This window comes from Gordonia pseudamarae (assembly GCF_025273675.1).
Taxonomy (GTDB): domain Bacteria; phylum Actinomycetota; class Actinomycetes; order Mycobacteriales; family Mycobacteriaceae; genus Gordonia; species Gordonia pseudamarae.
The window spans coordinates 1,818,838-1,831,964 of sequence record NZ_CP045809.1 but is presented as its reverse complement, the minus strand read 5'-3'; the positions used below and the strand labels follow the sequence as shown (position 1 = coordinate 1,831,964).

At 66.5% G+C, this 13,127-nt stretch carries 13 protein-coding genes; 1 reads left to right on the top strand and 12 read right to left on the bottom strand.

Annotated elements, in window-relative coordinates; translation table 11 throughout:
* Positions 1–4: 4 nt before the first annotated feature.
* From GII31_RS08090 to murA, 7 genes are all read right to left on the bottom strand, one after another.
* Positions 5–1,249, bottom strand: a complete 1,245-nt coding sequence (locus tag GII31_RS08090; RefSeq protein ID WP_260840375.1) for an AAA family ATPase — start codon at positions 1,247–1,249, stop codon at positions 5–7.
* A 147-nt stretch (positions 1,250–1,396) separates the two neighbouring features.
* Positions 1,397–2,689 carry an NDMA-dependent methanol dehydrogenase gene (gene mdo / locus GII31_RS08085; protein ID WP_213248423.1) on the bottom strand — a complete coding sequence of 431 codons (1,293 nt, stop codon included), beginning with the start codon at positions 2,687–2,689 and terminating at the stop codon, positions 1,397–1,399.
* Positions 2,690–2,858: 169 nt separating this feature from the next.
* A complete protein-coding gene (locus GII31_RS08080) occupies positions 2,859–3,659 on the bottom strand; it encodes an energy-coupling factor ABC transporter ATP-binding protein (RefSeq protein WP_407649924.1) in 801 nt (266 codons plus the stop codon).
* A 99-nt stretch (positions 3,660–3,758) separates the two neighbouring features.
* Positions 3,759–4,535, bottom strand: coding sequence for a cobalt ECF transporter T component CbiQ (gene cbiQ / locus GII31_RS08075; RefSeq protein ID WP_213248419.1), 777 nt, complete (start codon positions 4,533–4,535; stop codon positions 3,759–3,761).
* A gap of 17 nt (positions 4,536–4,552) precedes the next feature.
* A complete protein-coding gene (locus tag GII31_RS08070; RefSeq protein ID WP_246222165.1) occupies positions 4,553–4,999 on the bottom strand; it encodes a PDGLE domain-containing protein in 447 nt (148 codons plus the stop codon).
* Positions 4,996–5,733, bottom strand: coding sequence for an energy-coupling factor ABC transporter permease (locus GII31_RS08065; protein WP_213248417.1), 738 nt, complete (start codon positions 5,731–5,733; stop codon positions 4,996–4,998). Before GII31_RS08065 ends, GII31_RS08070 begins: the two co-directional genes overlap by 4 nt.
* Positions 5,734–5,938: 205 nt before the next feature.
* Positions 5,939–7,195, bottom strand: coding sequence for a UDP-N-acetylglucosamine 1-carboxyvinyltransferase (gene murA, locus GII31_RS08060; protein ID WP_213248415.1), 1,257 nt, complete (start codon positions 7,193–7,195; stop codon positions 5,939–5,941).
* 89 nt (positions 7,196–7,284) lie between these two features.
* Between murA and GII31_RS08055 the strand changes: the two genes are divergently transcribed.
* The gene (locus tag GII31_RS08055; protein WP_213248413.1) at positions 7,285–7,893 is read left to right on the top strand and encodes a cob(I)yrinic acid a,c-diamide adenosyltransferase; all 609 of its coding nucleotides are present in this window, start codon (positions 7,285–7,287) and stop codon (positions 7,891–7,893) included.
* Between the two features lie 22 nt (positions 7,894–7,915).
* On the opposite strand, the gene GII31_RS08050 is transcribed toward GII31_RS08055, so the two are convergent.
* The 5 genes from GII31_RS08050 to atpA form a co-directional block, all read right to left on the bottom strand.
* Positions 7,916–8,356, bottom strand: coding sequence for a DUF2550 domain-containing protein (locus tag GII31_RS08050; protein WP_213248405.1), 441 nt, complete (start codon positions 8,354–8,356; stop codon positions 7,916–7,918).
* Positions 8,357–8,577: 221 nt separating this feature from the next.
* Complete coding sequence (locus GII31_RS08045; RefSeq protein WP_213248403.1) at positions 8,578–8,958, bottom strand: F0F1 ATP synthase subunit epsilon; 381 nt, start codon at positions 8,956–8,958, stop codon at positions 8,578–8,580.
* Positions 8,959–8,967: 9 nt separating this feature from the next.
* Positions 8,968–10,416, bottom strand: a complete 1,449-nt coding sequence (gene atpD / locus GII31_RS08040) for a F0F1 ATP synthase subunit beta (protein WP_213248401.1) — start codon at positions 10,414–10,416, stop codon at positions 8,968–8,970.
* Positions 10,417–10,478: 62 nt separating this feature from the next.
* Positions 10,479–11,396 carry a F0F1 ATP synthase subunit gamma gene (locus GII31_RS08035; protein WP_213248399.1) on the bottom strand — a complete coding sequence of 306 codons (918 nt, stop codon included), beginning with the start codon at positions 11,394–11,396 and terminating at the stop codon, positions 10,479–10,481.
* A gap of 43 nt (positions 11,397–11,439) precedes the next feature.
* Positions 11,440–13,068, bottom strand: a complete 1,629-nt coding sequence (atpA, locus tag GII31_RS08030; protein ID WP_213248397.1) for a F0F1 ATP synthase subunit alpha — start codon at positions 13,066–13,068, stop codon at positions 11,440–11,442.
* Positions 13,069–13,127: the final 59 nt, after the last annotated feature.

Below are 13,127 nucleotides of genomic sequence, written 5' to 3'. Positions count from 1 at the left end.
CCGCCTAGAACGGCCGCTTGCGCGCGCCGCCGCCGCCGCGGGAGGCGAAGGATCTGCTGCCCTGCCCCGCGCTCACCGTGCGCTTGCCGATGTCCCTGCTGTCGCCGGGCGCGCCGTAGTAGTCGTCGCCGTGCCGGCCGGGTTCGTCCATCGCCGCGCGCCGCTCGCGGCCGGGTTCGTTGTGATCGTGCGCATGGCCGTGATCGTGGGAATGCCCGTGGTCATGGGAATGCCCGTGATCGTGTCCGTGGGTATGCAGGTGGCTGGGCACCTCGGCGTTGGGGTCGACCAGTGTGGGCAGTGCGTCCACCGCACGGGCCAGGTCGCGGTCGTACTTGACCACCACATTCGCTGTCTGCGAAAGGATGTCGGCGTTGAGTTCGTCTGCGCCCAACACCGCCAGGGTCCGCGCCCAGTCGATCGCCTCGGAAATGCTCGGGGCCTTGCGCAGGTCCAGGTCACGCAGCCCGCGCACAATCTGAACAAGCTTGGCGGACAACACATCCGAGAGGCCGGTATTCTTGGACTTGATGATTGCCAGCTCGCGGTCGGCCGTCGGATAGTCCAGCGACAGGTGCAGGCACCGGCGCTTGAGCGCGGCCGACAGATCACGGGTGTTGTTGGAGGTGAGGATCACCAGCGGCATATGTTTGGCCACGAAGGTGCCGATCTCGGGAACCGACACCTGGAACTCGGCGAGTAACTCCAGCAGAACCGCCTCCAGCGCCTCGTCGGCGCGGTCGACCTCGTCGATGAGCAGCACCACCGGCTTCTCCGAGCGCACCGCCTCCAGCAGCGGGCGCGGCGCCAGGAAGCGTTCGGAGAAGAAGACGCTCTCCTCTGCGCCGATCCGGTCCACGGCCTCTGACAGCGTGTCGACATCGGCCACCACCTGCGAGATCTTCTCGCGCAACACCTGGGTATACAGCAGTTGCTTGCCGTAGTCCCACTCGTACAGCGCGGTCGTCTCGTCCTGGCCCTCGTAGCACTGCAGGCGCAGCAGTTCGCGTCCGGTGACCGCCGCCAGCGTCTTGGCCAGCTCGGTCTTGCCGACGCCGGCCGGCCCCTCCAGCAGCAACGGCTTGCCCAGCCTGCCCTGCAGGAACACGGTGGTGGCGAGGCGCTGATCGGCAAGGTAACCGGCCTGTGCGAACTGCTCGACGACGTCGGCGACGTCGGCGAACTGTTCGGCTGCGGGGCTGGTGGTCTCGTCGGTGGTGCTCGCGGGCGCGGCGGTGGTCTCGGACATGTGATGCTCCGGTTCTAGAACGGTGGTTGTCGGTGCTGGGTATGGGGAATGCGGGTGGCGGACGATGCTGCATTGTCCGCCACCCGCTCACCTCATCGCGGACGAAGCGACGAGAGGATCCCGTGGGACCTGGGAGGGCGAGCTGCTCTAGGTGAGCAGTTCGTCCAGGTCACCGTTGAAGCAGTGATCGACGACCGGACGAACCGTCTCGAAGGTGCACTCCTTCGGGTTGCCCGGCGTACAGGCGTCGCCGAGCACGTGGTTGGTGATGGCGTCGATGGTGGCCGGGCCGCCGTCGATCTCCTTGCGGTTGGCGTAGAACGCGGTCGGACCCGTGCCCAGGCGGTTCTTGACGTGCGTGTCCTGGGTGATGTCGGTGAACTTTTCGGTGATGCCCACATCGCGCAGCAACCGGATCGCGGCGTTGAGCGCCTGGTCGGCGGCCTGCACCTTGGTCATGCCGTGCGTGTCGATGCCCATCACCTCGGCGATGTCGGCGAAGCGCTCGTACATGACCGGCATGTTGAACGCCCACACGCGCGGGAGTGCGATGGCGTTGTTCAGGCCGTGGTGGGTGTCGTAGAACGCCGACACCGCGTGGCTGATCGAGTGGATGATGCCCAGGCCACCGGAGTTGAACGCCTGCGCCGCGATGTACTGCGCGTACATCATGCCTTCGCGGCCGGCCAGTTCGGTGGGGTTCCAGGTGGCCTCACGCAGGTGCCTGTTGGTGAGCCGGATGGCGTGCAGTGCATTGCCCAGCGACGGCTGGAAGTTCAGGCGCGAGACGTACGGCTCGGAGGCGTGCGCGAGAACGTCGAAACCGCACTGCGCGGTGAAGGCCACCGGGCATTCGTAGTACAGCACCGGGTCGTCGATCGCCAGGGAGGTCACCGAGGCGTCGTCGAACGCGACGTACTTGTGCGGCTTGTCTGGGTCGGTGGTGGTGTCGGTGATGACGTACGCCCACGAGGTCTCCGAACCGGTTCCGGCGGTGGTGGACACGGCGATGTGCGGCGGGTTCTTAGGGTTCTCGCTCTTGTTGAAGCCCTCGAACTCGTTGATGCTGCGGCCGTCGTGGGCGACCGAGATACGGGCACCCTTGCAGGCATCGTGCGCGGAGCCGCCGCCGATGGAGATGAACGAGTCGCACTTCTCCGAGTTGTACAGCGCGACCGCGTCCATGACGTTGTAGTCCTTGGGATTGGACTCGACCTGATCGAACACCACAACCTCAAGGCCGTGGTACTTGCACGACTCCGCGATCTTGTGAACGATGTCCGTGCCGCGCAGGCCGGTGGTCATGATGAGGGTCCTCTTGAATCCCAGCTTCAGCGCCTCGGGACCGATCATCTCGTGTGCGCCCGGACCCATCATGGCCCGGGGGAAGGGGTGGAACTCCTTGATGGGGAACGGCTTCAGCAGTTCATCTACCTGCATGACTACCTCCTCGCGCTGATGCGCACTGGAAAACTACGGGGTGACAGGCGCGACGTTACGCGGATCACACCCGCGCCCCCAGGGCCTCGGAGACAAACCGTCCGTTCACATCCGCACGACCCACCACCGGTCAGGTACACCCCTGCCCGAGTGGCCAGTTAGCTGTGCGCTAACCGACGCCGGCGGCCCAGGCCCGCCGCAGACTCTCGGCGTCGAAACCCCACGGAAGCTCCAGCCGGTGCCGGGCCAGCAGCGCCGCATCCGCGAGAATGTCCACGATCGGACCATCCGCGACGATGCGGCCGGCGTCGATGACGACGGCACGCTCACACAGTTGCGCGGCGTACGGCAGATCGTGGGTCACCACCAGCATGGTCCGCTTCAATCCGAGCAATGTGTGCGCCAGTTCCCTGCGGGCCAGCGGATCGAGATTGGCCGACGGTTCGTCGAGAACGAGAATGTCTGGGCAGCAGGCGAGTACGGTTGCCAAAGCACCGCGCCGACGCTGCCCCCCGGACAGATGGGTGGCGCCGCGATGGGCGTGCGCGGTCATCGACACCGCACCCAGCGCCTCATCGGTGCGGGCGGCAAGTTCCGCACCGGCGACGCCGAAGTTGGCCGGGCCGAACGCCACATCCTCGGCGAGGGTCGACATGAAAAGCTGGTCGTCGGGGTCCTGGAACACCAGGCCCACCCGCCGCCGGATATCGCGAACCGACTTGTCCCCCAGCTTTATCCCCGAGATCGCCACCTCCCCCGCGGTGGCCCGGAGCACGCCGTTCAGATGCAGCATCAGCGTGGTCTTGCCCGCACCGTTGGGCCCGAGGAGCGCGACCCGCTCCCCCCGCCGCACCGTCAGGTCGATGCCATCGAGCGCGACATGCCCGTCGGGGTAGGTGAAACCCAGCCCGGTCACCGCGATCGCGGGAGCACCCGGGACGGTCACTGCGGTACCGGGTTCAACGGCCACGGCGGTGCCGGGTTCATCCGAGCTACCCGCCCGCGTTCGTCTAGACCACACCGTTACCTCTCCTCACAGCGTTGCATCTGCTCACGGCATTGCATCTCGTCACAGCAGTTTCCAGGCCGTCACCGATACAGCCACCGCGGCCACCGCCGGCATCGTCACCGTCAGCCATTGCGCCGCACCGGCCTTCACCCGCGAGGACGGGCCCGGCAGTTCGGGCACACGCCCGCTGAACCCGCGCGAGGTCATTGCCAGGTGAACCCGCTCACCGCGCTCGTAGGACCGCAGGAACAGTGACCCGACACCTTTGGCTATCGCCGCCGCCTGATGGGCGAAACGGGGATCGTCACCACGCGCCGTCCGGGCGATGCGCTGCTGCCCGGCCTGTACCGCCAGGAGATCGACGTACCGCAGCATCATCACCAGAATCTGGGTGATCATCGCCGGAACCCCCAACCGCGACAGGGCGATCGGAAGTTCGTCGGCACGGGTGGTGGCCGCGAACGTCAGCGAGGCAGCGACACCGAGGGTGCCCTTGACCAGAATCCCCCACGCCGCATAGAGGCCGGAGACCGACAGCGACATGCCCAGGACCTCGGTGCGTTCACCGCCCTCGGAGAACGGCAGAAGGATCGCCAGGACGACGAACGGCGCCTCGATCAGCATCCGCGGCGCGATCCACCGCAGCGGAATCCTCGCGATCGCCCACACCGTGATGAGGATTCCCGCGACAACCAGATAGGGCCAGAACACCTCGCGGGGTGCCGCCACCACCGCGAAGACGAAGACGACCAGGCACACCAGCTTGGCCTCGGCGGGCGCGCGATGCACCGGTGAATCACCCTGCCGGTACAGCGGATGCGAATGTCCTGCTCCCATCGGATCGCCCCGCCGCGTCAGCGTCCGGCGCCGTCACGGCGACCGCGGGCCAGCAGCCAGAACAGTCCGCCGGCCACCAGCACCGTGACGACAACCCCCAGCACCCCGGCGATCCCGCCGGAATTGCCCAGACCCGAGACGCTGTAGTCGGCCAGCGGCGACGACGACATCGCGTGGTCCGTGGCGTGCTGGGCGATGCAGTTGCCGTGCAGTTGTTCAGCGCCGTTCACCATGACCGTCTGGCACCCCCGCTGGGTGGCCGAGTCCAGTCCGTCCGGCGACGAACTGGCCGCGTACGACAGGACGCCGGCGATGACCAGCGCCACCAGGCCGAATGCCACGAGGAACCCGTGCCTGCGTAACCACGGCCGACGGCCGCTCCCGTCCTGTTCGGTCCCGTCCTGTTCGGTCCCGGGCCGTGCGGTGCCCGTTCCCTGCGCGCCGGGATCGTCGACGATACTCATGCCCGAACTCCCTCACTCGTCACCGACCGGCGTCCCGGCACATCGGCCGGGCGTGTTCGGCGCAACAGATACACCAGATCGGGCCGCGCCTTGGCCACCGCGGTCACCGTCACCGCGGTGATCAGACCTTCGCCGACACCGATCAGCAGATGCGTGCCCCACATGTACCCGGCCACCGTCGCCAGCGATGAGTCGCCCGCCCCGCCCAGCGCATACTGAAATACAAATCCGGTTGCGGCACAGACAGTTCCGACGAGAGCGGCGACAAACGCGAGGACCGTCAGGCCCCGCCCTCCCGACTGCCCGGTGAGGAATCTGCGACCGGCCATCGCCACACCGAAGCCGGCGAAGGTGGAGATGATCGCCATGTTGGTGATGTTGGTACCCAACGCCGACACCCCGCCGTCGGCGAACAGGAGTGCCTGCACCACCAACACGATCGAGATGCACAGCGCCCCGACGTACGGGCCGACCAGGAGCGCGGCCAACGCGCCACCGAGCAGATGCCCGCTCACCCCGGGAAGGATCGGGAAGTTGATCATCTGCACCGCGAAGATGAAGGCGGCGACGAGGCCGGCCATCGGTACCGCTCGTTCATCGAGATCGGCACGGGCCCGCCAGCCGCACAAGGCCAGGCACCCGGCCGCGAACACCGCGAACATGACCGACACCGGCGCGTTCACGATGCCGTCGCTCATATGCATCGCCAGCGTGGTGGATGTGGTGGACGTCATAGGCTGAACGCTAGACCCGCCGCCGAATACCTGTCCACAGATTCATATGTCCGCATGCACAGACTATCCATCCGGTCAGGTACCGAACCCTCCCAACGGGGCCGACACCTGTCCGTCACCGGCACCGGTCCCGTCCGTACCGGGGCCGGCCCGCACGGGCTCCGGAGCCGCCGTACCGTCGACACGGCGGCCGGGATCGGGTGACTCAGCCGGTAACCCGTTCGATCCGGCCACCCAGGCTGCGCAGGATCTCCTCGAACCGGGGATAGCCACGATCGATGTGTTCCACATCGTGCACATCGGTCACCCCGTCGGCCACCAGGCCCGCGAGCACCAGGCCCGCTCCCGCCCGGATGTCCGAACACCACACCGGCGCACTGGAGAGCTGATCAACCCCGCGGATCACCGCATGATGACCGTCGGTGCGCGCATCCGCGCCGAGACGGACCATCTCCTCGACGAACCGGAACCGGGCCTCGAACACGTTCTCGGTGATCAGCGACATTCCGTCGGCAACCGCCGCCAAACCGATTGCCATCGGCTGCAGGTCGGTGGGGAAACCGGGAAACGGCAATGTCGAGACGTTCACGGCCCGCGGCCTGGCGTCTGCGCGCACCCGGAACCCGTCATCGAAGGTCTCCACCACCGCACCCGTGTCGCGCAACTTGTTGAGCACCAACTGCAGATGTGCCGGGGCGACACCGTGCACGGTCACATCGCCGCGCGTCATCGCGGCCGCGATCCCCCAGGTGGCGCCGACGATCCTGTCGCCGACCACCCGGTGCGTCGTCGGATGCAGTTGCCGGACGCCCTCCACGGTCAGCGTCGACGATCCGGCGCCGTCGATCCGGGCGCCCATCTGCACGAGCATCTCGCACAGGTCGACGATCTCCGGCTCGCGCGCCGCGTTGTCGATGGTGGTCACCCCGTCGGCGAGGACCGCGGCCATCAGAATATTCTCCGTGGCGCCGACCGACGGAAACTCCAGCGCCACGCCGGCACCGGTCAGCGTGTCGGCCGAGGCCACCACACAACCGTGCTCGATCGAACTGTGCGCACCCAGCGCCCGCAGACCCGCCTGATGCATGTCCAGTGGCCTGGACCCGATGGCATCGCCGCCGGGCAGCGCGACCACCGCGCGACGACAACGCGCCATCAGCGGACCCAGGACGCACACAGAGGCACGGAACTGCTTCACCGCGTCGAAATCGGCGTGATACTTGGGTTCGGCCGGCGACTCGATGGCCACCGTGTCGCCGTCGATCGTGACCGCGGCACCCAGACCACGCAGTACATCCGCCATCAACGGGACGTCCGCGATATCCGGACTGTTGGTCAGCGTGGTGGTGCCCTCGGCCAGCAACGCGGCCGCCATCAGCTTGAGCACGCTGTTCTTCGCACCGCCGACGACCACCTCGCCCTCGAGCCGTGCCCCACCACTCACCAAGAACCGATCTGCCACGCTCACACCTTAACCGGCACCACCCGCCACCGTCGTCACCTGGCCCTCACCTGCCAACACGGACCGGTCACCACGATAGATTTGCACCCATGGCCATACATCTGACGCGGATCTACACCCGGACCGGCGACGACGGGACAACAGGGCTCAGCGACTTCTCGCGAGTCGCCAAGACCGACGCCAGAGTCGTCGCCTACGCCGACTGCGACGAGGCCAACGCTTCGATCGGCGTGGCGCTCGCCCTCGGCGGGAGCATTCCCGACGACATCGTGACCGTCCTGCGGACAGTGCAGAACGACCTCTTCGACGCCGGCGCCGACCTGTCCACCCCCGTCGTCGAATCCCCGAAGTACCCGCCACTGCGTATCGAGCAGGCCTACATCGACGCCCTGGAGCACTGGTGCGACCACTACGGCGAACCGCTGCCGAATCTGGATTCGTTCATCCTGCCCGGTGGTTCGGTGTTCGCCGCGCTGCTGCATCAGTCACGCACCGTCGTGCGGCGGGCCGAACGTTCGGCGTGGGCCGCCATCGACGCGGACCCCGAATCAACCGGCGTGCTGCCGGCCAAATACCTCAACCGGCTCTCTGACCTGCTGTTCATCCTCGCCCGCGTGGCCACGCATCCGCCGTACGGTCAGGGCGATGTGAAATGGGTTCCGGGCGGGGACCGGGAACATCCGGGACGCGAAGCCTGACAGAACGGCTCCGCCGCCGGGCCTAGGCCCGACGGCGTTGCGAACGCGCCGACTGGCGGGCCTCGATCCACGACTGGAACGCGGTGGCCGCCCCCTGGGTCATGGCCATCTCGAACGCACCGCCACGCCCGTCCGCGCCGGGCGCGACCTCGAGGACCACAAGGCCGTCGAGGATGTCCGCCTCGGTACCCTCCGGACGCCGCCGGGCCACGATCTCGGTGCTCTGCCGCAACAGCGTCACGGTGGCACCGAGCCTCAGTGTGCTGAGACGATAGAAGGCGATGCCGATCTCGTCGTAGCGCACCACCCCGTGCCGCCAACCCTGGTCGGCGGCCGCCGGGATACGACGCAGAAGGCAGGGCGTACCCACGCTGCGAAGCCTGGTGATGCGGTACGCCAGGACTATCGCCACACCAGCCGCGAGCACCAGCAACACACTCAGCACGATGATGGCAATATCCACCGGGGAGGCACCTCCAGGTGAGCGGTCGGCTCCGCGCCGACAGAACTGGGCTGCCATCGGCGCTGACCGGCCATACTTGGTGTACAGGATGCCACCACCGGACGGCTGGAACAACACGAGGGCCACGCCTGCGACGCAGCCCACAGAAGACAGCCTCCACAACAAATCGGCCATCCGGAACTCGCGTTCCGAATGGCCGATCACACCAGAATCGTGCGGTGCTACTTGTTCAGGCTCTCCGCAGCCTTCACCAGGGCGTGCGCGTGGTTGTACTCCGCGCTGCCCGGCTCGGCCGCTTCGAGTGCGGCACGCTGGGCAGCCACATCGATGTCGTCGGCCCACTGGGCCGAATCGGCCAGGATGGTCACCCGCTCGCCGGTCACCGAGAGGAATCCGCCCTCGACGGCGGCAGCCTTGCGGGTGCCGTTCTCCTCGACGATCGCGACGAAACCGCTGGGCACAAGCTCACCGAGAAGAGGCTCGTGCCCCGCCAGAACACCGAGCTCGCCCACGGTCGTCTGGGCGATCACGAATGTCGCCGATCCCGAGTACAGCTCCCGGTCCGGGGAGACGACCTCCACGTGGAAGGACTTGTCTGCCATGGCGATGTGCTACTTTCCGGCGATCTTGGCAGCGGCGGCTTCCACGTCGTCAAGGCCGCCACAGCTGTTGAACGCCTGCTCCGGCAGGTGATCGAACTCGCCCTTGCAGACACGGTCGAAGGCCTCGATGGTGTCGGCGAGTGGCACGACCGAACCGACCTGGCCGGTGAACTTCTCGGCGACCAGGAAGTTCTGGCCGAGGAACTTCTGCAGACGACGGGCACGCTGCACCGTCACCTTGTCCTCTTCGGACAGCTCGTCCATACCGAGGATGGCGATGATGTCCTGCAGTTCCTTGTACTTCTGCAGAATGCGCTTGACCTCGTTGGCGACGCGGAAGTGCTCGTCACCGACGATCGAGGCCTCCAGGATGCGCGAGGTGGAGGTCAGCGGATCCACGGCGGGGTAGATACCCAGCTGCGAGATCGGGCGCGAGAGCTCGGTGGTTGCATCGAGGTGGGCGAACGTGGTGGCCGGCGCCGGGTCGGTGTAGTCGTCGGCGGGCACGTAGATGGCCTGCAGCGAGGTGATCGAACGACCCTTGGTCGAGGTGATGCGCTCCTGCAGCTCACCCATCTCGTCGGCCAGCGTCGGCTGGTAGCCCACGGCCGAAGGCATACGGCCGAGGAGGGTCGAGACCTCCGAGCCTGCCTGGGTGAAACGGAAGATGTTGTCGATGAACAGCAGCACGTCCTGGTGCTTCACATCGCGGAAGTACTCCGCCATCGTCAGCGCGGACAGGGCCACGCGCATACGCGTGCCCGGCGGCTCATCCATCTGGCCGAACACCAGGGCGGTGTCGCCGAGAACGCCCATCTCCTCCATTTCGAGGTGGAGGTCGGTGCCCTCACGGGTACGCTCACCGACGCCCGCGAACACCGAGGTGCCCGAGAACTCGCGAGCGATACGGGTGATCATCTCCTGGATCAGAACGGTCTTGCCGACGCCGGCACCACCGAACAGACCGATCTTGCCGCCCTTCACGTAGGGGGTCAGCAGGTCGATGACCTTGATGCCGGTCTCGAGGATCTCGGTCTTGCCCTCAAGCTCACTGAAGGCCGGGGGCTTGCGGTGGATACCCCACTGCTCGCCGTCACGGCCGAGTCCCGGGCTGTCGAGGCAGTCACCGAGCGCGTTGAACACGTGACCCTTGACCACGTCACCGACGGGCACCCGGATCGGGAAGCCGGTGTCGGAAACCGCAGCACCACGGACCAGGCCGTCGGTCGGCTGCATCGAGATCGTACGCACCAGGTTGTCGCCGAGGTGCTGGGCAACCTCGAGGGTCAGCGTCTTGGCGACGGCCGCCAGCGTGACCTCTGCGTGGAGGGCGTTGAACAGTTCAGGGATCGAGCCCCGGGGGAACTCGACGTCGACCACGGGGCCGATGATGCGGACGACGCGGCCCTGGGTCGAGCCCGCCTTCCCTTCCGTTGGTGTCGTAACAGCTGCGGTCATTGTGGTTGGGTCACTTCCTCTTGGGTAAACGTTTCGGTTTGGGCGCGCTCGTGCCGCCGCACTCAGCTCAGTGCGGCAGTGCCGCCGACGATCTCGCTGAGTTCCTGGGTGATCTGGGCCTGACGCAGCTGGTTGGCCTCACGGGACAACGACTTCGACAGTTCCTCGGCGTTGTCGGTTGCCGCCTTCATGGCGGTACGACGCGCGGCCGACTCCGACGCGGACGAATCCAGCAGTGCCGCGTGGATACGCGTGGCCACGTACTTCGGCAGCAGCGAATCGAGCAGCGCATCGGCGCCGGGCTCAAAGCTGTAGTTGCGATCCGGTGTCGACGAGTCGGTTTCGTCGGCATCGGCGACAACCAGCGGAGCGACCCGCCGGACTTCCGGTGTCTGCGTCAGCATCGTGACGAAACGCGTGTAGACCATGTGGATCTCGTCGACACCCCGCAGGGTTCCGCCGCCCGGAAGCTCGACGGTTTCGTCCGAACCCGCCATGAACAGCTCCACGAGCAGGTCGGCGGCCCGCGCCGCATCGCTGTACGTCGGCTTCTGGGAGAATCCGCTCCACGAACCGGCGAGCGTCTGGCCGCGGAAACTGAAGTAACCGATGCCCTTTTGCCCGGTCGCGAACAGTACGGGCTCCTTACCCTCCTCTTCGAGGAGCGCGATGAGCTCACGTGCCGAGCGCAGCGCGTTGGAGTTGTAACCGCCGCACATACCGCGGTCGCTGGTGACCACCAGCACCGCGGCACGCTTGGGTGCTTCCCGTTCCACCAGCAGCGGGTGATCGAGCGAGCCGGCACTGCCGGCCAGCTCGGCGAGCACCTCGGTCATCTCGGCCGAGTACGGCTTGGCCGCCGCCACCCGAGCCTGCGCCTTGGTGATCTGCGAGGTCGCGATCAGCTCCTGCGCCTTGGTGATCTTCTTGGTCGACTGCACCGACCGGATGCGTGAGCGCAGCTCACGGATGCTGGCCATGGACCCTCACCCCTTTCTGACGAAAGAATCGGTTGTCCACGGACTACTTCTTCACCTTGATGGCTTCGCGCTCCACGTCTTCGGCTTCCATGGCCTCGACCTTGGCGTCGTTGACCACACGCTTGCCGTCGTGGGTCAGGTAGCCCTTCTTGAAGTTCTCGACCTCGGAGACCAGTACCTCGGCCTGGTCGGCGCCCAGAACCTGACCGCCCTCGATGGAGGCGTAGACGCCTGCGGCGTTGTGATGCAAGTGCGAGAGCAGCTGCGTCTCGAAGTTGCGGATGTCGTTGACCGGCACGGAGTCGTAGTGGCCCTCACCGCAGAGGTAGATCGAGACGATCTGGTCCTCGACCGAGAACGGGCTGTACTGGTCCTGCTTGAGCATTTCCACCCAGCGGGCGCCGCGCTCGAGCTGCGCCTTGGAGGCATCGTCGAGGTCGGAGGCGAACGCGGAGAACGCTTCGAGCTCACGGAACTGTGCCAGTTCCAGACGCAGCGAACCGGAGACCTTCTTCAGGCCCTTGGTCTGGGCGGCACCACCGACACGCGACACCGAGGTACCGACGTTGATGGCGGGGCGGACACCCTTGTTGAACAGATCCGATTCGAGGAAGACCTGACCGTCGGTGATCGAGATGACGTTGGTCGGGATGAATGCCGAGACGTCGTTGGCCTTGGTCTCGATGATCGGCAGAGCGGTCATCGAGCCGCCGCCCATCTCGTCGGATAGCTTCGCGGCACGCTCCAGCAGACGCGAGTGCAGGTAGAAGACGTCACCCGGGTATGCCTCGCGGCCCGGCGGGCGGCGCAGCAGCAGCGAGATGGCGCGGTAGGCCTCGGCCTGCTTGGTCAGGTCGTCAAACACGATCAGGACGTGCTTGCCCTCGTACATCCAGTGCTGGCCGATGGCCGAACCGGTGTAGGGGGCGAGCCATTTGAAGCCGGCCGAGTCCGATGCGGGGGCGGCGACGATGGTGGTGTACTCCATCGCGCCGGCCTCTTCGAGAGCGGTCTTGACGCCGGCGATGGTCGAACCCTTCTGACCGATCGCGACGTAAATGCAGCGGACCTGCTTGTTCGGGTCGCCGGTCTCCCAGTTCGCCTTCTGGTTGAGGATCGCGTCGACGCAGACCGCGGTCTTGCCGGTCTTGCGGTCACCGATGATCAGCTGACGCTGTCCACGGCCGATGGCGGTCATCGCGTCGATGGCCTTGATGCCGGTGGCCAGCGACTCCTCGACGGGCTGACGCTGCAGCACCGTGGCGGCCTGCAGTTCAAGCACGCGCTCGCCCTCGGCCTCGATGTCGCCGAGTCCGTCGATCGGGCTGCCCAGCGGGTCGACGACGCGACCGAGGAACTTGTCACCGACCGGAACCGAGAGAACCTCACCGGTGCGGCTGACCTGCTGGCCCTCTTCGAGTGACTGGAAGTCACCGAGGATGACGGCGCCGATCTCGTCCTCATCGAGGTTGAGGGCCACGCCGAGGATTCCGCCCTCGAACTTGAGCAGTTCGTTGGCCATTGCCCCGGGCAGGCCACTGACCTGGGCGATACCGTCAGCGGTGTGGGTGATGATGCCCACTTCGTCGCGGGACGCCTCTGCCTCGAACGACGAGACGTACTGCTCGATCGCTCCCTTGATCTCCTCTGGTGAGATCGTCAACTCCGCCATGGGTGTTCTCGTCTTTCCTTGAATCGGTTCGGGTCTGTGCTGGTGATGTGGTGAGGTTG

Bases quoted from the DNA above. Each gene is read 5' to 3' on its own strand.
- mdo (WP_213248423.1), bottom strand. From the start codon at position 2,689: ATGCAGGTAGATGAACTGCTGAAGCCGTTCCCCATCAAGGAGTTCCAC.
- GII31_RS08065 (WP_213248417.1), bottom strand. From the start codon at position 5,733: ATGACGTCCACCACATCCACCACGCTGGCGATGCATATGAGCGACGGC.
- GII31_RS08055 (WP_213248413.1), top strand. From the start codon at position 7,285: ATGGCCATACATCTGACGCGGATCTACACCCGGACCGGCGACGACGGG.
- cbiQ (WP_213248419.1), bottom strand. From the start codon at position 4,535: ATGGGAGCAGGACATTCGCATCCGCTGTACCGGCAGGGTGATTCACCG.
- GII31_RS08045 (WP_213248403.1), bottom strand. From the start codon at position 8,958: ATGGCAGACAAGTCCTTCCACGTGGAGGTCGTCTCCCCGGACCGGGAG.
- GII31_RS08090 (WP_260840375.1), bottom strand. From the start codon at position 1,249: ATGTCCGAGACCACCGCCGCGCCCGCGAGCACCACCGACGAGACCACC.
- atpA (WP_213248397.1), bottom strand. From the start codon at position 13,068: ATGGCGGAGTTGACGATCTCACCAGAGGAGATCAAGGGAGCGATCGAG.
- GII31_RS08070 (WP_246222165.1), bottom strand. From the start codon at position 4,999: ATGAGTATCGTCGACGATCCCGGCGCGCAGGGAACGGGCACCGCACGG.
- atpD (WP_213248401.1), bottom strand. From the start codon at position 10,416: ATGACCGCAGCTGTTACGACACCAACGGAAGGGAAGGCGGGCTCGACC.
- GII31_RS08035 (WP_213248399.1), bottom strand. From the start codon at position 11,396: ATGGCCAGCATCCGTGAGCTGCGCTCACGCATCCGGTCGGTGCAGTCG.